Origin of the sequence: Schaalia naturae (genome assembly GCF_042665795.1) — a bacterium.
GTDB classification, from domain to species: domain Bacteria; phylum Actinomycetota; class Actinomycetes; order Actinomycetales; family Actinomycetaceae; genus Pauljensenia; species Pauljensenia naturae.
Map to the genome: position 1 here is coordinate 2093558 of NZ_JBHTEF010000001.1, position 21560 is coordinate 2115117.

Annotated in this window: 17 protein-coding genes; 2 read left to right on the plus strand and 15 right to left on the minus strand. The window is 69.9% G+C overall.

The genetic code is table 11. The features are described 5' to 3' along the window. Positions 1 to 384: 384 nt before the first annotated feature. The 4 genes from ACFQWG_RS09370 to ACFQWG_RS09385 are packed head-to-tail and all read right to left on the minus strand — an operon-like array spanning position 385 to position 4824. Complete coding sequence (locus ACFQWG_RS09370; protein ID WP_380974685.1) at positions 385 to 1479, minus strand: PfkB family carbohydrate kinase; 1095 nt, start codon at positions 1477 to 1479, stop codon at positions 385 to 387. After that, positions 1476 to 3056, minus strand: a complete 1581-nt coding sequence (locus tag ACFQWG_RS09375; RefSeq protein WP_380974687.1) for a purine-cytosine permease family protein — start codon at positions 3054 to 3056, stop codon at positions 1476 to 1478. The genes ACFQWG_RS09370 and ACFQWG_RS09375 overlap by 4 nt, the downstream gene beginning before the upstream one ends. A gap of 40 nt (positions 3057 to 3096) precedes the next feature. Further along, on the minus strand, positions 3097 to 4098 hold the full coding sequence (locus ACFQWG_RS09380) for an ADP-ribosylglycohydrolase family protein (protein WP_380974689.1): 1002 nt from the start codon (positions 4096 to 4098) through the stop codon (positions 3097 to 3099). Between the two features lie 6 nt (positions 4099 to 4104). Further along, positions 4105 to 4824, minus strand: coding sequence for a GntR family transcriptional regulator (locus tag ACFQWG_RS09385; RefSeq protein WP_380974691.1), 720 nt, complete (start codon positions 4822 to 4824; stop codon positions 4105 to 4107). Between the two features lie 152 nt (positions 4825 to 4976). On the opposite strand from ACFQWG_RS09385, the gene ACFQWG_RS09390 reads away from it, so the two are divergent. Further along, complete coding sequence (locus ACFQWG_RS09390; protein ID WP_380974693.1) at positions 4977 to 6119, plus strand: glycerate kinase family protein; 1143 nt, start codon at positions 4977 to 4979, stop codon at positions 6117 to 6119. A gap of 75 nt (positions 6120 to 6194) precedes the next feature. Here the strand turns inward: ACFQWG_RS09390 and ACFQWG_RS09395 are convergent, their stop codons facing one another. Next, a complete protein-coding gene (locus tag ACFQWG_RS09395; protein WP_380974695.1) occupies positions 6195 to 6683 on the minus strand; it encodes a winged helix-turn-helix transcriptional regulator in 489 nt (162 codons plus the stop codon). Positions 6684 to 6846: 163 nt separating this feature from the next. Here ACFQWG_RS09395 and ACFQWG_RS09400 point away from each other — a divergent pair, with 163 nt between their 5' ends. Next, positions 6847 to 7713, plus strand: coding sequence for an SDR family oxidoreductase (locus tag ACFQWG_RS09400; RefSeq protein ID WP_380974697.1), 867 nt, complete (start codon positions 6847 to 6849; stop codon positions 7711 to 7713). A gap of 122 nt (positions 7714 to 7835) precedes the next feature. On the opposite strand, the gene ACFQWG_RS09405 is transcribed toward ACFQWG_RS09400, so the two are convergent. The 10 genes from ACFQWG_RS09405 to ACFQWG_RS09450 all read right to left on the minus strand — a co-directional run bounded on the left by ACFQWG_RS09405 (position 7836) and on the right by ACFQWG_RS09450 (position 21559). Continuing rightward, the gene (locus ACFQWG_RS09405; protein ID WP_380974699.1) at positions 7836 to 8657 is read right to left on the minus strand and encodes a VOC family protein; all 822 of its coding nucleotides are present in this window, start codon (positions 8655 to 8657) and stop codon (positions 7836 to 7838) included. Between the two features lie 249 nt (positions 8658 to 8906). After that, complete coding sequence (locus tag ACFQWG_RS09410; protein WP_380974700.1) at positions 8907 to 10070, minus strand: ROK family transcriptional regulator; 1164 nt, start codon at positions 10068 to 10070, stop codon at positions 8907 to 8909. 76 nt (positions 10071 to 10146) lie between these two features. Further along, positions 10147 to 11403 (minus strand): Gfo/Idh/MocA family protein, encoded by a 1257-nt coding sequence (locus tag ACFQWG_RS09415; protein ID WP_380974702.1) that lies wholly within the window; start codon positions 11401 to 11403, stop codon positions 10147 to 10149. 87 nt (positions 11404 to 11490) lie between these two features. Then, positions 11491 to 12534 (minus strand): ABC transporter permease, encoded by a 1044-nt coding sequence (locus tag ACFQWG_RS09420; protein ID WP_380974704.1) that lies wholly within the window; start codon positions 12532 to 12534, stop codon positions 11491 to 11493. Continuing rightward, entirely contained in the window at positions 12524 to 13546 is a 1023-nt protein-coding gene (locus ACFQWG_RS09425) for an ABC transporter permease (protein WP_380974706.1), read from the minus strand. Before ACFQWG_RS09425 ends, ACFQWG_RS09420 begins: the two co-directional genes overlap by 11 nt. Continuing rightward, a complete protein-coding gene (locus tag ACFQWG_RS09430; protein WP_380974708.1) occupies positions 13543 to 15147 on the minus strand; it encodes a sugar ABC transporter ATP-binding protein in 1605 nt (534 codons plus the stop codon). Before ACFQWG_RS09430 ends, ACFQWG_RS09425 begins: the two co-directional genes overlap by 4 nt. 154 nt (positions 15148 to 15301) lie before the next feature. Continuing rightward, positions 15302 to 16393 (minus strand): substrate-binding domain-containing protein, encoded by a 1092-nt coding sequence (locus ACFQWG_RS09435; protein WP_380974710.1) that lies wholly within the window; start codon positions 16391 to 16393, stop codon positions 15302 to 15304. Positions 16394 to 16626: 233 nt separating this feature from the next. Then, a complete protein-coding gene (locus tag ACFQWG_RS09440) occupies positions 16627 to 18144 on the minus strand; it encodes a glycoside hydrolase family 32 protein (protein ID WP_380974712.1) in 1518 nt (505 codons plus the stop codon). Between the two features lie 30 nt (positions 18145 to 18174). After that, positions 18175 to 20673, minus strand: coding sequence for a GH116 family glycosyl-hydrolase (locus tag ACFQWG_RS09445; RefSeq protein WP_380974714.1), 2499 nt, complete (start codon positions 20671 to 20673; stop codon positions 18175 to 18177). 97 nt (positions 20674 to 20770) lie between these two features. Continuing rightward, positions 20771 to 21559: a carbohydrate ABC transporter permease gene (locus ACFQWG_RS09450; RefSeq protein ID WP_380974716.1), complete on the minus strand. Its 789-nt coding sequence runs from the start codon at positions 21557 to 21559 to the stop codon at positions 20771 to 20773. Between the last annotated feature and the right edge of the window lies 1 nt (position 21560).

Below are 21560 nucleotides of genomic sequence, written 5' to 3' on the forward strand. Positions count from 1 at the left end.
TATTCTTACTTTACAAGCTTTGTCAGAATCTGGATCTGCCGGTCCCGAGAAAGCTGCGGACGATGCGGCCGGCGAAGCTCCGGGAGCCATGAACTGGATTGCCGGTGCCCACGCCCGCCACAGGCGCCCTCTGCGCGTCATTCCATGACGAGCTGGTTCTGAGCGGCCCATCGTCTGCCGGGAAGTGGCGACCGGCTGCTGGCCGGCTCACAACGCCTTCCAGAGTCCAGCGCCATGCACCCGGGAACGGCATTGAGAGCGATTGGGCGGCACGGGTCGCGTCCCGGCACCACACGCGATCACGCACACCGAACGGCGGCGCTCCTGCCCGTACCCGGGGCAGGAGCGCCGCTGGAGCCCACTGGCCCCCGGCCGGTGTCCCTTTCAGCCGGCCACACCCTCGTCCCCGCACCGACCCGCGACGGCCACGATCTCCTCCCGCGTCGGGCAGGTCGCCGGCCCGCTCACCGTGGTGGACAGCGCGCCGGCGATGTTCGCCAGTCGCAGGGCGTCGGGCAGGTCCGCCCCCTCGGCCAGCAGCGCGCACAGCACGCCGCTGTGGGCGTCCCCCGCGCCGTTCGTGTCGATGGGCGTCACGGCGACGGACGGGACATGGCGCGCCTCGCCGCCGTCGCTCCACCACGCGCCCGCGGGTCCGACCCGGCTGATCACGGTCGATCCCAGCCGCCGGGCGAGCGCGGCGCACAGGCCGGGGATGTCGCCGACGTCATCCGGGCCTTCCGCGCTCGCCACAGCCCGGTGCGCCCCGTCGCTCCCGTCCGGGCCGACGCCGAGCCGCTCCGCGAGGATCCGCGTCTCCCGCTCATTGGCCGACCAGATGGGGTGGAGCAGGTTGATGGTCTCGAGCGTCTCGACGGGCACGTCGCCGATCATCGGCGAGGTGTCGACGACCGCATGGGCGTGCCGAACCGCTCCCCCGTCGGCGAGGGCGCCCGAGGCGGTCCCCTCGCCGTCCCCGGCCGTCCCGATCGGCGTCCGGGATCTCGCGAGCCGCTCCAGCGCCGCCCGGTTCGCGTGGTGGATCAGGGAGTACCCGGTGATGTAGAGGACGTCGTGGCCGCCCATAGCGAGGTCGTCGTAGGCGGTGAGCGGGACGCACGACTCGGCGCCCCTGGTGGACAGGAACGTCCTCTCGGCGGTGTCATCCGTGACGGCCACGCAGATCCCCGTGTCGAGGCCGCGGATCGTCGGGCCCGCGAACACGACGCCATCGCGGTCCAGCGCGTCGCGCGCCGCTTGGCCGAGCAGCCCGTCGCCCACCGGACCACGGTATTCGGCGACGGCGCCCGCCTGCCGGATAGCGTGCAGCACGTTGAACCCGCCGCCGACCTGGAGGCCGAACCGCTCTGCGAAGACCTCCGCGCCCGGGGCCGGCAGCGCCCCGACCTTCATCGTGACGTCGATGACGACCTGTCCGGTGTGGACGACACGGGGGGCGTTCCCCTTCGCGCCGCTCATCGCGTCGCCTCCGTCGTCGCCCCGGGCAGGCTCCCGCCGGCCGGCTCGGGCACGGCCTCGGCCGCTCGCCGCGCCGCCGCGGATCCCTTCGTCGCCCGGCCGAGCAACGCGTACAGCGCGCCGCCCAGGAGGAGCGACACGACCCATGCGAGCCCGTTCTCCCCGATGAACGTGTGGGCGAACGGGCCCGAGAACCAGGTGACGTCCTCGGAGACCGTGGCGGTGTCGAAGCAGAACCCGACGACGAGGGCGACCAGCCAGCTGCCGCAGGCCACCCAGTTGATCCCGCCCGTGTACCAGTACCTCGACCGCGAGCTGAGTTCGAGCAGCGAGTCCCCGTCATAGCGGTTCCGCCCGAGAAGATCCACCAGGAAGATGCCCGTCCACGCCGTGATCGGGATGGCCATCAGCGAGATGAACGTGACGAAGGGCCCGTAGAACCCGGAGGACCCGAGCATGAAGTACAGCGCGCCCGTGGTCGTCACGACGACGTCCACGATGACGGCGTACACCCGGGGGATGCGGACGCCCAGGGTGATCGTGGTCAGCCCGGCGGAGTAGACGCTCAGGTGGTTGGACAACAGCAGGCCGGCGAAGGCGGCGATGAGATACGGGATCGACACCCACGCCGGGAGCGCGGTCCGCACGGCCGCCACCGGGTCGGCGGCCTGGCCGATCGAGCTGTCGCCCGCGGTGAGGATGCTGCCCAGCCCGATGACGAGGACCAGGGGGATGCCCGCGCCGCAGGCCGCCGTCGCGACGAGGCGGCCGGCGGAGACCGACCGATGCTGGTAGCGCGCCATGTCGGCTCCCGAGTTCGCCCAGCCGATGCCGGTGCCCGCGGCGATCGTCCCGATCCCGATGAGCACCGCGCTCACGGGCGCCGCCGGCTGGTGGATGAAGGAGCTCCAGTCCACGGTCGTCACCAGGTAGATCCCGACCAGCAGAGTCAGCCCGCCGAAAACCCACGTCGCCCACTTCTGCACGCTCAGGATCAGATCGTGCCCCGCCACCGACACGACGACGGTGGCCGCGACGAACACCGCCACGCACACCACCGCGAGCCACGGGACGTCGCTGGCCTCCGGTGGCGTGCGGAAGATGATCGCGCACAGCGACAGCAGGGCGAACGCTCCGGTCAGGGTGTTGACCGTCTCCCAGCCGAGCCGCGAGATCAACGACATCAGCGTCGGCCCCATGTTGCCCAGCACGCCGAAGGCGGCCCGGGACAGGGTGAGCGTCGGAGCGCCTCCGCGCCGGCCCGCGATTGACACCAGACCGACGATGGCGAACGACCCGAAGGACCCGATGGCGGCGGCGATCACGGCCTGCCAGACGTTGAGCCCTAGGGCGATGAGCGTCGCCCCCAGGGGAATCCCCAGGATCGAGATGTTCGCGGCGAACCACACCCAGAACAGCTGGCCGGGCCGGTCGTTCTTCTGGTCCTCGGGGACGGGTGCGATGCCGCGTTGCTCCACCTTGCCGAGCCTGGTCCCGTGGGGCATCGACGAGGGCGACCCCGCCCCCGATTCCCCTGAGCGGCCCGCGGTGGGTGTGCCGGCGTCCGTGCTGTCCATGTTCACGATCTCCTTCGATGACGTGTTGTGCTTCAGATGATCAGTGGTTGTCCCGAAGATTCAGCAGGCCAGGGACGACCTCGTCGATGGGTATCCTTGAGACCCTGCGGACCAGGCTCACCTGGTCGCGGGGGAAGCCTGTCGTGCCCATGGAGGCGCCCAGGATCGCGCCCGCGATCGCCCCCATGGTGTCGGTGTCCCCTCCCATGCGCGCGGCGGCGAGCAACGCCGCGAACGGCGCGTCGGCGTAGTGCCAGACCAAGGCGAAGGCGGCCGGAATGCTCTCCGTCGCCTCCAGGGAGGTTCCGACATCGGAGCGGATGAACGCGAAGAGCTCCTCGTCGGAGCGCCCTTCCGCGCCCTTGAGGGCGGATCTGGTCCGAGCGGTGACCGAGGCGTGGGCGGTCCAATGCCCCCGTCCGGGCGCGTCCTCGACCAGGGAGATGGCCCGGCGGACGGCCTCGCGCGGGGAGGCGCCGCCGACTCCCGCGCTCACCGCGGCGGCCACCAGGCCCGCCGACTCGATCCCCTGAACCGTGTCGTGGGAGAGGAGGCACGACTCCCGCACGACGTCCATCAGCGTCTCGGGATCGCTGAGCGGCACCGCGATGCCCACCGGCGCCACTCTCATCGCCGCGCCGTTGGTCGTGCCGGCGGCGCCTGTGGAGCCGATCGGCGCCCCCGCTCGCAGCTGGTCGATGGCGCCCCGCGTCGAGGGGCCCAGCAGGTCCAGGGAACCGCGCGCCCGCATGGAGTCCTCCCACTCGATGAGCGCGTCCGCGAGCGCAGCGGCGTCCACGTGGCCGCCTCCGTCGATGAGGAGCCGGGCGAGCAGCAACGCCTGCTCGGTGTCGTCGGTGACGGAGCCCGCTCCCATCCGGGGGGCGATCGGCTGGTCGTCCGCCGCGTCGACCAGATCCGAGAGCTCGCCGTAACGCTGCTCGATCTGTTCGGGGCTGAAGCTCTGCGTCGGCATGCCCAGGGCGTCTCCCAGGGCCAGGCCCTCCAGGCATCCGGTCGCACGATCACGTTCAGCAGTCATTCGATGTCACTTTCCGTAGGTCAGGTGGAGCGAGAAGCACTGGGGGTCGAGGTAGGAGATCACGATCTCGACGACTCGGCCGTCCGCGTCGGAGTTGACGCGCGTCGTGTGGAGGAAGACGGTCCCCGGCTCGGTGTCGAGCAGCTGCGCGAAGTCGGCGGGCAGGGGGCGGGCGGTGACCTCCTGCTCCCCGCTGACGGCCACCATCCCGGCGGCCTTCATCGTCTTCGAGACGGATCCGCCCAGGAGCCCGTGCTCCATGAGGAGATCGAGCATCTCTCCCGCCGGCAGATAGGTCTCCTCGACGGACACCGCCCGACCGCCGGCCAGGCGGCGCCGGAGGATCCGATAGGCATCGGTGACCGGCCCGTCTGCGCCCTCGACGGGGACCGGCGGCACCGCGCGGTCGATGAGGATGACCTCTGTCGCGGTCGGCGCGTCCGCCTCGGCCGTCGCGGCGGTCCAGCCCTCCGGCTTCTCCACGCTCACGCCCCGGTACGCGATGAAGCTCCCGAGCCCGGCGCGGCTCACGATCATCGAGCGCCGCCGTAGCGCGGACAGCGCCTGGCGCAGCGTCGTCCGGGAGACGTCGTACTGGCGCGCCAGGTCCTTCTCCGGGGGGAGCCGTTCCCCGTCCTGAAGCTCTCCGCGCCGGATCCGCTCCTCCAGATCCGCCGCGATCCTCTCCGACGAGGTCGCCGCCGCCGACTTCCGTGTCGCTGTCATGACGACGACGGTAGCACTTGTTTGCACTTGTGTACACATGTACTTTTCGACTCGGGGAGAGCCCGGGCCCATGGGGGTACAGGCATACCGCCAGGCCTACCGAGGCGCCGGCAGGGCGTCGACACGCTACCCTTCGCATTGAGGAGGTCCCCATGCTCGTCGTGTGCGCGCCCGATTCCTTCAAGGGCTCCCTGAGCGCCGTCGAGGCAGCGCGCGCGATGGCCGACGGCGTCCGCGACGCCGACCCGCAGGCCGCCTGTCGCGAGGTCCCCATGGCCGACGGCGGAGAGGGCTTCGTCGACGTCATCGACGCGGCCCTCGACGCCCGGCGCCTCACGGTCGCCGTCCACGACCATTCCGGCTCGCCCGCAAGCGCCGACCTCGCTCTGGCCGGCGACACCGCCTATCTCGACATCGCCTCGGCCGCCGGCCTCACGCTGGTCGCCCCCGAGGACCGCGACATCATGACCGCCACCAGCCGCGGTGTCGGCGAACTGGTCCTCGCCGCCCTGGACGCCGGCGCGCGCCGCCTGGTCGTCGGCCTGGGCGGATCGGGCACCAACGACGCCGGCGCCGGCATGCTCGACGCTCTCGGCGTCCACTTCCTCGACGAGGGCGGAGCCCTCGTGTCCCCTTCCCCCGCCGCCCTGGCCTCCATCGTCGCCGTCGACGCCTCTCGGATAGACCCGCGTCTGTCCGACGTCGAGGTCGTCCTGGCCTCCGATGTCACGAACCCCTTGGTCGGCCCCGATGGCGCGAGCCACGTCTTCGGCCCTCAGAAGGGCGCCAGCTCGGAGCAGGTGCGCACCCTGGACCGCGCGCTCGCCCACCTCGCCCGGTGCTGCGAGCGGGCCATGGGCGCCGATCACGCGGCGGAACCTGGAGCAGGGGCCGCCGGCGGACTGGGATACGCCTTCCTCCAGTTCCTCACCGCCCGGATGCGCCCCGGCGTCGAGGTGGTCGCCGACGCCCTCCGACTGCGCGAGCAGATCCGCGGCGCGGACCTGGTCCTCACCGGCGAAGGTTCCGTCGACGCCCAGACGCTGGGCGGAAAGACGCCGATCGGAGTCGCCCGGATCGCCCATGACGAGGGCGTCCCCGTGGTCATCATCGCCGGCAATGTCGGGGATGACGCCGATGTGCTGCTCGACCACGGGGTCACGGCGATCGTGCCCACACCGCGCGGCGCGGCCCCGCTGGAGGAGCTCATCGCCCGCTCGGGACGCGATCTCCGTTCGGCCACGGCGAGCGTCATCCGGATCTTCGAGTCGAGGCGCCGCGGGGCGGCCAGCTGAGCACCGGAGCCGGACCGGCAGATTGGTGCGAAGTCCACGCCTCGGCGGCGGCCCCGCCCGCGACCGCCGCCCTCATCAACGGCCGGACGAGCCCCGGCGAACCCCGCCGCAACCGGAGGCCGCGGACGGGATCCCCGCCGCATCCCGCTGCTCCAGGTGGGCGTAGATGGCCTCACTGAGGTCCCGGACCCGGCAGGCGATCTCGCGCCCGGTCGCCGTGAGCGCATAGGAGGGGCGGCCGTCCTCGCCCACGGTGCGCTCGACCACGGCATCGTCTTGGAGGACGCGCAGCGTCTGGGAGATCATGCGCTCGCTGGATCCGCCGACGCGGCGGTGGATCTCGCCGAAACGCGTGAGCCCCTCCGCCAGCGCGAGCAGCACGAGGGGCGCCCACCGCCCCGTCACGTCGCGCATCGCCGCGTAGGAGGGGCAGTTCGCATCGAGGACATCGAAGCCTGCGGGCGTCGAGCTCCCGGCGGACGCCGGCCGCCGAGCCATCGCAGGGGCGCCCGCCGGCGCGGCCGAGCTCTCTGCCGGCACATCGACGGGCATGCGCGTGGGCATAGGACCTCCTCTCCGGATGGGATCGCTCGGACGTGTTGACAAGTCATCGTACTACCACTTACGTTTAATAAGTGCTTACGATTCGTAAGTGCATGATGCGATCCCATCGGACGGCCAGCCGGAACTCCGGACCGCCGTGGGACGACGAGAGGAATGAACGACCATGACCATCGCATTCACCGGAGCCACCGGACACCTGGGCGCATTGGTCGCCCAGGAGCTGCTCGCACGCACCTCGCCCGACCAGCTGGTCGCCCTGGCGCGCGACACCGCCAAGGATTCCGCTCGCGCCCTGTCCGATCGAGGCGTCGAGGTTCGCGCCTTCGACTACGACCAGCCCGATGCCCTGGCCTCCGCCCTGGAGGGCGTCGACCGCCTGCTGCTGATCTCCGGCAATGCCGTCGGCCATCGCATCCCTCAGCACCGCGCCGTCATCGACGCCGCCGCTCGTGCCGGCGTCGGATTCCTCGCCTACACGAGCTTTCTCCACGCGGACACCGCGCGGATCATCGCCGTCGCCCCCGAGCACCAGGAGACGGAGAGGCTGCTGGCCGCCGCGCCTTTCGACGTCGCTCTGCTGCGCAACGGCTGGTACACGGAGAACTACGCCGACACGGCCCGCCAGGCCGCCCGGTCCGGCGAGCTGCTCACCAGCGCCGGGGATGGGCGGATCTCCTCGGCCACACGCCATGACTATGCCCGCGCCGCCGCGACCGTCCTCGCCGCGCCCGAGGCGAAGGCCGGGACCTACGAGCTCTCCGGCGACACGGCGTGGACGCAGCAGGACCTGGCCGCCGCCATCTCCGAGCTCTCCGGCCGCCCCGTCCGCGTGCGCGATGTGTCCGCCGGAGAGCATCGCGCGGCGCTGACCGAGGCGGGCTTGCCCGAGGGCGCCATCGACTTCGTCGTCAGCACGGACCAGGCGATCGCCGCCGGCGAGCTCGAGGACCCGAACCCGGGGGCCCTCGCCGGACTGATCGGCCGCCCGACCACGACGCTGCGGGAGGCGCTCGCGCCCTTCTTCGCGTGATGCGCGGCCGGGTTCCCCGGCGACGAGGGCGGTCCGCGCGGCGTCCCTCGGCGACCCCGGATCCTCGGATGGGAGGTGGCCTCGGCGCCGACGCGCCGGGGCCGTCCTCGTCACGCCACCGCTCAGGACCGGGGTTCCGAGAGCTTGAGGCGCGCGCCCTCCGGATCTGCGATCCCGGCCAGGATGCCGTAGGGCGTGTCCTGGGCCTCCTCCACGATGGCGCCCCCGAGTTCGGCGGCCGCAGACGCCGCCTTCCGGACGTCCGGGACCGCGACGTAGACGAACCACTGTGCGGGGCGTTCGGCATCGATGCCCGGAAGGGCGCCCGGCTCCGCGCTCAGGTCGAAGACGCCGGCACGGCCCCGCTCCCCCGCATGCTGCTGGGCGTAACGGAAAGCAGGCGTGTCCGCCTCGACGGAGACCTCCCACTGGAAGACGTCGGACAACAGGCGCAGGGCGGCGCCGAATCGCGGGGTGTGCAGTTCGAACCATGCCGGCAGGCCCGTCCCGCCGATCCGCCCGAGGCCGGCGAGTTCGAGCGGCTGCCATGCCGCGACCTCGCCCAACGCGGGGTGGCGCACCGTGGCGGCCCAGCCGAACGGTCCGACCTGCATCGGGCCGAACAGGACCTCCGCTCCAGCGTCTCGCGCCCGTTCGGCCAGGCCGTGGATGTCGGGGGTGTGCAGATAGACGGTCCAAGCGCCGTCCGGCGAGCCAACGGGGGCACCCGGCATCCCGACGGCCGCGTCGGGGGTCTGCATCGCGCCGCCGATCGCAGCTCCCCCGCTCGTGATCGTGTGGTAGTGCCCGAAGTCGGCGCCGACGTCGTGGAACTCCCATCCGAACAGCGCACCGTAGAAGTCCGCGCTGCGCTCCATCGAGTCCGTCATCAGTTCCAGCCAGCAGGGGTCGCCGGCCGAGAAGGCCAAGGTCGGGATCGTCATCGTGAGCCTCCCAATCGGCAGGCCCGCATTCGTTCGGGTCCACGGCCGATCAGTGTGACGCAGATCGCTTCCGCGCGCCAGACGTTTTCGACAATCCCAGTCCCTCAATCCTCACGCGTTGCCGATCGACCGACTGAGCAACGGGAGGGGGTTTGGACGCCGTTTCACATGAGGATCCGCTAGAACCGCCGCCGAGACCCCACGCCGATGGCACACGCCCCCGCCCTCGGCGGCCCCGAGTCGAGCCCCTCACGGCTCCTCAGGCAGCAGTCCGGCGACGGCGCCGACGTGGTCGAAGGCGAGACGTGCGGCCCCCGCCAGCGCGGCCTCGTCGCCGAGCGCGCCGGGCGCCAGGATGGGCAGGTGGACGACGTGTCCGCGCAGGCGGTCGCGTAGACCCGGGAGCACCACCGACCCCCATCGGTCGAACAGACCCGAGAACACGATGACCTCCGGAGCCAGCAGGGCGCACACGTTGACCAGGCTCATGGCGAACTCGTCGAGGACCTCGTCGACCAGGCCCCGAGCCGCCAGGTCGCCGCCCGCGTAGCGGCGCAGGATCTCGTCAGCGTCAAGAGGGGCCTCCGCGGTGTCGGAGATCCCCAACGCCCGCGCGCGGCGGACCAGGCTGGCTGCGCCGATATGGGACTCGAAGTCGCCGAAGCCCGTGTACTCGTTGGACAGCGAGTCCTTCTCCACCAGGAGACGTCCGATCTGCCCGGCTGCCCCGGACGCGCCGCGCCACAGTCGTCCGTCTTCGATGATGCCGGAGCCGATCCCGTCGAACACGGCGATCGCGACCAGCGACTTCGTGGCGCCCCAGTGGCCGGAGGAGTGCTCCGCCAGGGCGATGAGGTTCGCATCGTTCTCGACGACCGCAGGCACTCCGAAGGCCCGTTCCAGGTCCGCGCGCAGCGGCTTGCCGTGCCACCCCAGCGCCGGGGCGAAGAGCACCGTCCCGTCGTCGTCCACCGGCCCGGGGACGGATACTCCCAGACACGCGACGCGGGAACAGCGCTCGCCCGGGTCCTCCAGAACGGTCGCGACATGGCCGAAGACGTCTGCGTAGCGCTGCTCGGCGTCCCCCGCGGTGGGGATGTCGTGGCGCTCCAACAGGTTTCCGCCCAGGTCAGCCATGGCCACCGACGTGTGGTGGTCGGCGACGTCCACGGTGACCAGCAGCCGGTACTCCCGGTTGAAGTCGAGCAGGCGCGAAGGCCGACCACCCGTGTGGGCGAGGACACCGGTGTCGACGACCAGGCCCTCGTCCTCCAGCCGGCCGGTCAACCGGTTGACGGTCGCCGGGGCCAGGCGCAGGGCGCGGCCTAGATCCGTGCGGCTGGTCGGACCCTCGTCCAGCAACTGTTCGAGGATCCGGATGCTGTTGCCGCGAGACAGGTCTCCCACTCCCATGTTCGGCCTTTCGCCCAATGCCCGTGCAGCCCGTCTGGACCAGGTGTCAGTGTCCCACCGGTCTCACGTCGCAGGGTCACTTCCGTCGAGGGTTCCACTCTCCCTTCGCCACGGCCGGCGTGAAGCCTGCGAGGTCGACGGGCCACGTCACCGTCTGTCCCATCTCAGCCGAACGGTAGGCCGCCATCAGCAGCTCGACGACCTGCAGGCCATTGGCCAGCGACTCGCGGGGCTGGCGTCCGGCCAGGAAGTCCGCTGTGAACGCCCGGTCTTCGCCCGTGTAGCCGTAGCTCATCGCCTCGTCGGAGACGATCGGCATGAGGCCCTGCTCCGCATTCTGTTTCTCCACCAGATCCTCGCCACGCCCCTGCTGGAGATCGCGCGACAGGAACACGCGCGACTCCGTGGAGAGGGTGGAGGAGTCCATCGAGTACTCCGGACCCAGCAGTTCGAAGCTCAACCGCAGCCCTGCCCCCACGTAGCTCCACGAGGTCGTCGCCTCCACCACCACGGGCTCCCCGTCCCCGTTGAGGAACTCGAAGACGGCGTGCGCGTAGTCCTCCGACGGGCTCTTCGTGTAGTCGACGACGTCCGGATACGTCCGCGCCAGCTCCGCGGCGTAACGCGTGCGCCCCCACTTCAGCGAGTTGATGCTGGCCGTCACCGACACCGGCGTCAGCCACGTGCCGGTGTCCGCTCCGGGGGGCGTGAGCAGGAATCGCCCGGCCTCCACGGAGTGGCACATCATGTCGTTGAGGACGCCGCCGCCCTCGTCCGCTCCGTTCCAGAACCACGTGTTGTGCGGGCCCGAATGCTCCTCGGCCGCGCGCGCCAGGTAGGGCGTGCCCGCGGCCTTCGCCCCGCGCTCCCACACGAGCCCATGCGCCCGCGTGATCGAGGGCGAGAACAACTGGTTCTCCAGGTACCCGTGGAGCAGCCCCGCTCCCTCGACGAGGCCTAAGACCTCCCGGGCCTCCGCGACCGTGCGCCCCAATGGCTTCTCCACCGCGATGCCGATGAGCCGCGCCCTGCCCGAGGTCACCTCCCGGGTGATCGCCTGGACGACCTCCACACGCGTGAAGTTCGGGGTGAGCACCCACACCGCGTCCACGCGCGGGTCGCGCACGAGCGCCGCGATGTCGTCGTGGACCGTGACGTCCGCGCCGACTCCCAGCTCCTGGACCTCACGAGCCAGCGCCTCCGCCGATGTCCGCGTCCGCGAGGTCACCGCGACGATGTCCGCGTCCCTCACCCCCTGCCACGCGCGCGCGTGGAAGCTCCCGATGAAGCCCGCGCCGATGACGCCGACGCCCAGCCGCTGTCCGGTTTCCATGGATCTCTCCTCCGTGTGTCCGACATGTGTGTGGTCCGTGGGTTCGTGAGAGATGGGGGAGGCGTCCCTCCCCCATCGACGAGGGCGTCACTGTCTGAGTCGACGCTGCCGGCCGTAGGCCGCCAGCAGGATGACCAGGACGGCGCCGTTGATGATCGTGCGCCAGGCCTCGGGGACGTTGATGGTGGTGAGGAACGAGGTGAGCACGGTGAGCACGATCGCCCCCACCGCGGAGCCCGCGTACCCGCCGACGCCTCCGGAGGCCAGGGTGCCGCCGATGATGACGGCGGCCACCGCCGGCAGGGTGTAGGAGTCCGCCAGGTTGAGGAACACGGACTCCGTGTACCCGACCAGCATGATGCCGCCCAGCGCCGCGAAGAATCCGGAGGCCACATAGGCCTGGATGACTCGGCGCCGCACGGGCACTCCCGACAGGCGGGCGGCCTCCCGGTTCGCGCCCACCGCGTAGAGCTCCCAGCCGAAGCGCGTGCGCCGCAGCAGCAGGACGACCAGGACGGTGACGGCCAGCCAGATCCACAGCACGCCGGGGACGCCTAGGAAGGCTCGCCCTCCGACCAGGGACGTGAGCAGCGGGGCGCTGCGCCCGCCGGCCACGCCCTGCGTGTAGGCCAGGATCAGCCCCTGGACGACGCCCATCATGCCCAGGGTCATCACGAAGGGCGGGATCCGCAGGAACGTGATGCCCAGACCGTTGGCCAGGCCGACCAGCGCGCCTGCCAGGAGGGCCAGCGCGAGGCCCTGGACGACGTTCGCGTCCGAGCCGTCCATGACGCGCGCCGCGACGATGGCCGCGAAGGTCGCGGTCTTGCCGACGGACAGGTCGATGCCGTCCCCTCCCGAGAGGATGACGATCGTCTGGCCCACCGCGATGAACCCGAGGAAGCTGGCGACCCTCAGCATCGAGATCACCTGTCCCGGCGCACCGAACCCGGGTGAGACCACCTGGCCGACGGACAGCAGCAGCACCGCGATGACGGCCGAGATCAGAATCGGGTTCCGAGCCAGGGCGGACGCCCTGACCCGCGATGCGGACCCGGAGCGGTCCGGGGACGGTGCGCCGCCCGAGGAAGGCTGCCCGGCCCGGCCGGTCGGTGCGATGTCAGCGCTCACTGGTGTCGCCTCCCTTCGAGGACAGGACGGACAGGGCCAGCGCGGCGATGATGATGAGGCCGCTGGCCAGCTGGCGGTACGTGGTGGGCACCCCCAGGAAGAAGAGGATGTTCGAGATCAGGGAGAGGATCAGCGCGCCCGCCAGGGCGCCGTACCCGCTGCCCCGTCCCCCGCTCAGCGCCAGGCCTCCCAGGACGCAGGCGGCGATCGAGTTCATCGCGATGTCCGACCCGATGAAGGGGTCTCCCGACCCCGTGTTCGCCAGGATCGCCAGCGCGGCGAAACCGGCCACGCCACCGGCCGCGGAGTAGGAGGCGATCGTCGTGCCGGTGACGGGAACCAGTGACGCGTAGGCCGCGTTCCGGTCACCCCCGACGGCGAAGAGGTGCCGGACGAACACGGTGCGCCGCCCGACGGCCCACAGCAGCGCGCACAGGACGATGAGCAGAAGGGGCACCGGCAGCGGTCCGGCGGCCATCCGGTAGGTGTCGATGAGGCCGGAGGGGACCGCTCCGCCGGGGACGGGCAGGACCAGCAGCGTGACGCCGGAGAACACCGAGGCCGTGCCGAAGGTCGCGATGAGCGGCTGGAGGCGGATGATGCCGACGATGAACCCGTTGAGCAGCCCGCAGGCGGCGCCGGTGAGCAGCGCGACGACGATCCCCAGCGGGATGCGGGCGTTGTCCCCTCCCATCACCGCCAGTGCCGTCACCGAGGACAGCGCCGTGATCGCCCCGACCGACAGGTCGAGTCCCCCGCCCAAGATGACGAACGACTGGGCCAGGGCGGCGAACACCAGGGGCACGAATGTCGCCAGGTTCGACGTCAACGAGTACAGCGTGAAGAACGTCGGCTGCAGCGCCGCGTTCGCGACGATCGCCAGCACCAGCAGCGACGCCGTGACCGTCGAGGGCAGGGACACCGGGGCCAGCCGGAGGCGGCGCCCCGCGGACCCGGCCCGGCGTCCCTCCGGCGTCGTCGGGGCCGGCGGGGTCTGGATGGACGCGCTCATCTCTGGTCTCCCTTCAGGGAATCGGGCGCGTCCGGCAGGGACGCCCTCGTCGTCGGGGACGGGGACGGCCCCACGGGCACGGGTGCGGACACGGCGGCCTCCACCAGGGACGAGGGCGAGATCTCCTCGCCGACGAGTTCGGCGCGGATGCGGCCCTCGAACATCACCAGGACGCGGTCGCAGAGCTCGACGAGCTCCTCGTCGTCGCTGGAGTTCAGCAGGACGACCGCGCCCTGGGCCGTCATCTCGCGGACGATGCGGTAGATCTCCTGCTTCGCGCCGACGTCGACGCCCTTCGTCGGGTCGTCCAGGAGCACGACCCGCGGCCTCGTCACGAGCCACTTGCCCAGGACGACCTTCTGCTGGTTGCCTCCCGACAGCGTGCTCACGTCGTCAGAGAGCGCCCCGATCTTGATCGCCAGCCGCCTGACCTGCTCTGAGGCGCTGGCACGCTCGCGGTCCATGCGCACCCAGAACCCGGCGGCCAGCCGATCCCTGAGGGAGGCGACCGAGAGGTTCTCCAGGATCGAGCGTTTCGACATCAGCCCCTGCGAGTCCCGATCGCCGGGGACGAAGGCGAAGCCGGCGGCCATGGCGTCGTGGGGACGACGCGGGTGGACCTCGCGCCCGTCGACCGCGACGCGAGCCGATGCGGCCGGCGCGGCGCCGAAGAGCGCATGGAGCAGATCCGACTGCCCCTGCCCCTGCAGGCCGCCCAGGCCGACGATCTCGCCGGGATGGACCTGGAGGTCGATGCCGTGGAGGTGCGGACCCGTCAGGCCCTCGACCTCCAGGAGCGGCTCGCCCGACCGGTCCGGTTCGGGGCGGCGTTCCTCCGCGATCTCGGCGGCCCGCGCGACTGCGGACGAGGCGAGGTCGCCGACCATGAGGTCGACGAGTTCCGCGTCTGTGGTCCGCTCCATCGTCACGGTCGTGATCGTGTGGCCGCCCCGCAAGATCGTCGCACGTTGGCAGAGCTCGCGGATCTCGTCCATGCGATGGGACACGAAGACGACGGCGGCGCCGGCCTCCGCCAGCTCGCGGGTACGCGAGAAGACCAGGTCCACCTGATCGCCGCGCAGGGAGGCCGTGGCCTCGTCGAGGACGAGGATCCGCGGGCGGCGCAGGGCCGCCTTGGCGAACTCGAGGAGCTGACGCTCCCCAGGTGCCAGGCGGCCGACCGGCGTGTCCAGGGTCACCGCGGTCGCCAGGCCCGGGCGGATCCAGTCGAAGACCTCACCGACGCCCTCCACCGCCCCGCCGTCGCGGAGGAATCCCGCGCGGCGCCGCTCGACCCCCAGGACCAGGTTCTGCCGGACCGTGAGATGCGGAATCACGGACAGCTGCTGGTAGACGGCCGCGACCCCCAGGTCATGGGCGTCCGAGGGGGAATCGATGCGCACCGCGCGCCCGTCGATCGTCACGGACGCCCGATCGGGGCGCACCATGCCGGTGAGGACCTTGTTGAGCGTCGACTTGCCCGACCCATTGGGGCCCAGGAGCCCGTGGACCTCGCCGGAGTCGACTTCCAGCGACGCACCCGCGAGCGCCCTCACCCCGCCGAAGCGCTTGTGCACCTCGGTCATCTCCAGGAACGCCATTCCCCGTGCCTCCTCGCGCGTCCCGATGCTGCGTGTCCCGTTGGCCGGAGATGGCCGGGGCGGCGCCCCGGATCCCGTTCACCGGCCCGGGAGCCCCGCGGAGCCGGCGGCACGCCGTGGCGCGCCGAACCCCGCGGGCCCCCGATCCGGGTCGTCACTGGAAGTACTCGTCCACCTCATCGGCCGTGAGGACCGAGTCGAGCACGTAGGTGTCCGGCTTGTCCTGGACCTTCGCCCACTCCTCGTCGAAATTGTCGTTCGTGACCAACGGATCGAGCGGCAGGTAGACGGTGTGCCCGTCAGTGACCTTCGAGGGGTCCAGGACCTTGCCCTGGAGCTCGTTGATCGCGAAGCGCAGGGCCGTGGCGCCGGGCCCCGGAGGGTTGAGCACGCCGGCGCTGGAGAATCCCTGCGGCTTGAGGTCGTTCCACATCCGCATGAAACCGACGCGCGCCTCCCCGGAGACCACGAGGTCGCCGGTCTTGCCGGCTGCCTCGACCGCGCGGAGCACGCCCTGGGCCATGCCGTCGTAGGTCCAGATGCCCGCGATGTCCGGATAGGTGGCCAGCAGGTCGGTGGCGACCGTCTGGCCGGTGGCCTGGTCCCATCCGCCGTCGGCGGAGGCGACGACCGTGATGCCCTTCGCGTCGAAGACCGACTTGGCGCCGGCCCATCGGGCCTCGGTGGCGGGATTGCCCGTCGTGCCCTGGACGGTGGCGATCTGAGCGCCCTCGCCGACCTGGTCGGCGAACCACTCGGCGCTGACCTTGCCCAGCTCCTCCTGGTCGATGCCGATGTTGGTGACCAGCTCCGACTCGACCTCTTGGTCGATCGCGTAGACCTTGATCCCCTGGTCGGTCGCTTCCTTGAAGACGGCCGTCAAGGCCGTGCTGGAGTTCGGGTCGACGATGATGACGTCGACCCCCTTGTTGATGAGGTTGCGGATCTGTTGGATCTGGCCGTTGGCGTCGGCATCCGCGTTCTCCAGGATCAGGTCGTCAACCAGGCCCTCCTGCTTGTACTCGTCGAAGACCGTCTGGATGTCCTCGATCATCTGGGTGCGGTACTCGCTGCCCACGAAGGCGTTGGACACGCCGATCGTCCAGGGGCCCTCCCCGGAGCTCCCGGCGCTTCCCGACTCGCCTCCGCCGGACGCCCCGCTGTCCGGTGTCGGCGTCGAGCACCCGGCGACCAGAGCCACCGCTGCGGCTGCCGCCACCCCGGACCACACATGTGATCGCTTCATCGTCGTCCTCCTCGATGTCCGATGTGCCCCGGTTCTTTTTGAAACGAAAAGAACCGGTAGCTGGAATGCTAGACGTGGCTCGACCCACGGGCAAGCGTCCTGGACGCCGTGATCGAATCGCAACAATCCGTCATCTGTCCGGGAGCCCCGGCTTCCCTCCGCGACCTGTGAAACCCGTTGCGCCCGCCGACGAGGACGTCCCTGCCGGGTCTGGGCGGGGATGCGCCAGTCGATCAACGATCGGGGGACTCCCAGATCGACCGCAGACGGTGCACCCGCAGCGACGCCACCATGGCCGCCCCGGACTCCGCGGACAGGACAAGAGCACGCGGGCCCTCCGGCGGAAAGACCAAGGACGACATCATGGCCTCGCCCCGTCCGACGACGACCTCGACGGAGCTGCGGTCGATGATGACGCGCAGACGCAGAAGACCCGACGCCTCGGCGGGAACCGGAACCGAACGGTATCCGCGACCTCCCCTGCCCGACAGGCGCCGGTCCAGCCACACACGCCCAGACTGGTCGTCCCAGCTCACCACCGTCTGGTGCCCGTCGGGCGTGCGGTGGACGACCAGATCGACGCGCTCGGCGGTGGTGCGTGCGAGGTCGAGCTCCACCTCCACCTCCGCGGCGCCCGAAACGTCGTCAGCGAGCCCAGCGTCCTGATCGGCTCCCAGCTCGAACGCACCGAAGTCCCGCGTGTCGGCACGGAGGGCCTCGATCTCGCCGACCGGCGCCATCAGCACGGCGTTCCCGCCGGGAGCCAGGGCGAGCTCGCGCGGCACCGTGAGCTGCCCGCACCAGTGGTCGGCGGCACATGTCGGCTCGGACGAGGTGAAGGCCCCCATCCACCCGTACTGGACCCGACGTCCGTCGGGGGTCAGGAAGGACTGCGGGGCGTAGTAGTTCGCGCCCGCATCACCGGGCCTGTGGCCCGTGACGTTCGCGAACGGCCGGCCGGGCGCCCACTCACCCACGACGTACACCGCGTTGTTCCCATTGCGCTCCGAGTAGCCCCGAGGCCGCGCCCCCATCGGGCCGAACGTGAGCACCCACTTGTCCCCAAGCGGGAAGAAGTCGGGGCATTCCAACATGAAGACCCGCTCGTCCGGGTCCTCGTACAACACGCTGTCGAACGACCACTGCTCTAAAGCAGGATCGTCGCACGTGTACATCCGCACCTGACCGCGCCGCTCGACCGTGGACGCGCCGACCACCATGTACCAGCGACCATCCTGCTTCCACACCTTCGGGTCGCGGAAGTGCCGGAAACCCTCGGGACAGTCGACGACCGTCCCCCTCTTCTCGAAGGTCCTTCCCCCATCGGCGGACAAAGCCAGGCACTGGACCTGCAGGTTGCCCTGCCGCTCGTCCGTCCCATTCCGCCACCGGTGACCGGTGTAGAACACCGCCAACGCCCCGTCATCTCGGATGATGGCTGAACCAGAGAAGACTCCGTCCCTGTCCTCCTCGACACTGGGTGCCAACGCGATCGGCTCGCGCCGCCATGTCACCATGTCCGCGCTGGAGACATGGCCCCAGTGCATCGGTCCCCAATCCGCGCTGCCCGGATGGTGTTGGAAGTAGACCTGATAGCGGCCGTCCACGAAGCACAGGCCGTTCGGGTCGTTGATCCATCCTGCTCGCGCGGCGATGTGCGCCGCCGGGTACCACCGGTCGTCGCGTCCGGCCAACAACCGGTCGACGCTCGCCTCGGCGCGTCTCAGCGCCGTTTCCATGTCGCTCGTCATGAGAGTCCTCCCGGCTCTTGGCGAGGTCTGTCAACGTGCGCTGTCACCAGCGGGGACCACGATGACGGAGTCCGCGGGGGACGCGACGCGGTCGACGCCGAGAGACCCCTCGAGGACGGTCACGACCGCCCTCAGGGCGCCGGCCGCGTCCCTGGACTGCTCATAGGTCCCCCATCCTGCACCATGGGACCAGAACGTCCGATACTCGTCCCGGACCGGGTCGAAGGACATGTACCCCGCGGGAAGGTCGGCGACGAAGCCCGAGAAACCCGTCAGCAGGCCGTAGCTGGCCATCGATCGAGCATAGTGGTAGCCGGCCTCGATCTCGCTCCACGGGTTGCGGGAGACTCCGTCGTACCGTGAGCGAAGCGCGGTCACGATTCTCTCCGACTCCTCGACCATGCCCTCGCGGGCCAGCAGCGAGGCGACCCCGTACTCCACGCCGGTCCACACCTCGTCGGCGTATCCGAACGGGAACCGCGGACGCCCGCCGACGGGCCAGCTGCACAGGACCAGTCCGGGCTCGTCGTCCAGGGCGTACACACGCTGGACCGTGCCAACGGAACGCAAGTGGTCGACCGCGTTCGCCGCGACGATCGATCCCAACGCGGTCCGGATGTGCTCCTCCGGAAGCAGGTGCCCGAGTCCGGCGTTGTCGGCCACGAACTGACCGAGCAGCTGGTCGGAATGGATGCCGGTCCCGAACTGGTACCGGTACTCGTTGACGTCTCGGAGTTTTTGGATGTAGAACTCCCCGTTCCAGCACTGCGCATCGAAGTTCTTCGCGGACTCCTCGGCCTCATGGGCGTAGGAGGCTCCCAGCTCCTCCTCGCCCATGGCGACCGCCATTTCCGCTGCGGCCTGGAGCGCCGCGACCATGAAGGTCGCCATCATGCCGTTCGGCCCGTAGAACTCGATGTCGTAGGTGTTGTTCTGCTGGGAATCGGGCACCAGATCGCCGTCGGTGTCCCATGCGCGTTTGGCGAACTCGACCGCGGATCTGACTCCGGGCCAGACCTCTCGCAGGAACGCGCCGTCTCCCGAGATCTTCCACTCCCGGCACGCGCGGACGATCGATCCCAGCTCCCCGTCAGCGGCCGGCACCATCTTCCAGCGCTCTCCGTCGAGGCTCTGCCGGGAACGGAACGGAAGGTCGCCCTCCGGGCCGATCTCCGTCACGAACTCCGTCCTCCGCATGGACTGCTCAAGGCGGGGGAACAGGTATGCCACGGACTGGGCGTAGTTCCACACGTGGTTGACGTTGCCGGTCCCGCACCCGACGTGAGCGCGGATGCCCTCCCAGCCATAGAAGACGCCATCCTCAAGCCAGAAGCACGTATGGCTGCGGATCACGGTCAGGTTGTCGGCGATGGCCTCCAGGGAGACATCGGGGACGGAGGTCTCGTACAGGGCGCGAGTGAACCTCCTGGTCCGCTCCTCCAGGCTCTCCAACCGGGTCACCAGGTCGATGAGGACCGACCAGGCGGATTCGTAGGTGAGGGCGTAGTGGTTGCGGATCAGGTCGTATCCGCCCTCGCGGTGCCTGTCGAGCTCCGCGTCGACCTCGATCCACCCCTTCGGCCGGTTCGGGATGTGCCAGGAGAACATGAACTCGAAGGTCGATGCCGCGCCCGGTCCCACCGGCTGGACGAGGCAGATCGAGCCGATACGCTCACGCAAGCGCAAGTAGCTGAAGTCCAGGAACTTATCGAGCTCCGAGCCGACGGACTCCACGGCGTGGAAACGGTCGAGCGCGCCGTCGCTGACGAAGTCGTCCCAGAAATCCTCCGCATTGTCAGTCCACTGGCCCTGCAGCCATTCGGGCCGGTATGTCGCGGTTCCCCCGCGGCCGGAGAAGGCCATGGTCCCGGCGCGCTCGGCAGCCGGGTCGATGTCGGTGCGGTAGTCCAGGCCTGTGACCCCGTCCTCCGTCCGCAGCTCGTTCGAGGGCGTCCCCTCCAGCTTGAGGTTTCCGAAGACGTCGTACCCCTCGAATCCCAGGGCGTTCGTCAACGATCCGACTACTGAGACCTTCAGCGGCTCGCCCGTCAGGTTCCGCACGTGGTACCTCACGATGGCGGCCGGCATCCCCGAAGCGTCTTCGTCCAGGGGGACGAAGGGCGTGAACGCCTCCAGCACCACGGACACGGGCATGTCAGGCGAGGTCAGCTCGACGAAGACATAGGGATAGAGGGACCACATGCGCGACGTGCGGAATCGGGGCAGGCCTGCGAGCTCACCGTTGTAGTAGCCATGCGACTTGTCATGCGGAGGTTGGATCTCCGCCTCGAGGATGGCTGCCTTCACGCCCGTCGCCTCGGACTCCGTGCGGATCGCGAAGAAGGTGAAGGGCATGTAGTTGCCCTTGCCCGGCCAGTTGAAGATCTCCCAGTCCCGGAGCTCTCCACGCGAGCCGATCGAGACATTCCCGGTGCCGATGCCGCCCAGGAGGAATGCGGCCTCGGTGGCGCGCTCGTCATAGGTGCGGGCGCGGTGGTGCAGGTCGCTGAAGTCGGTGTAGGCAGACATTGTTCCTCGGTTTTGTGGATTGGTTGGGTGTGGATGCTTGTTGATGGGGGTTGCTGGATCGACCTGCGCCAGCACACGGCTCGTGCTCGCGCGGGGGCTACTTGAGGGCGCCTGCCGTCAGACCGCGTTCGAAGTTCCTCTGCATGAGCAGGTAGGCGAGAACCTCCGGCAGGGCGCAGATCACGGCTGCCGCGAGGACCTTCGTCTGGTCGTTGTTGAACTGACTGACGAAGAACTGCGGGACCAGGGTGACCGTCTGCAGTTGGTCGCTCTGGAGGAAGACCAACGGCAACAAGTAGTCGTTCCAGGATGTGATCAGGGTCAGCACGATGATGGCGGCGCCGATGGGCCTGGTCAGCGGCGCGACGATATAGCGGAAGACCTGGAGCGTCGTGGCACCGTCGATGCGCGCGGACTCAAGCAGTTCGTCCGGGATCCCCGTGATGTAGTTGCGACACAGCAGCACCGTGAACGGGATCTGCAGCGCTGAGAGCGGGAGGATCACCGACCACAGGGTGTCGTACAGGCCCGTCGACGACGCCGTGGCGAACAACGGGGTGAGAATGACGACCTCGGGAAGAGTCAACGCGGCCATAAGGACCCAGAAGACGATCTCCTTGCCTCGGATGCGGAGCTTCGCAAAGCCGAAGGCCGAGAGGATCGTGCAGACGTACACGATGGCGATGACCGCCGAGGCGATGATGATGCTGTTGCGGAAGAAATACGGCAGCAGTTCGATCCTCAGGACCGCCCTGTAGTTCTCGATCCCCTGCCCGGCGAACGATCCCTGCATCATGACAACCAACGGGAACAGGTATGGAATGACCAGCAGCGTGGTGAGGATCTGGATGATGACCTTCTGGGAACCGCTCTTGACCTCGAACATC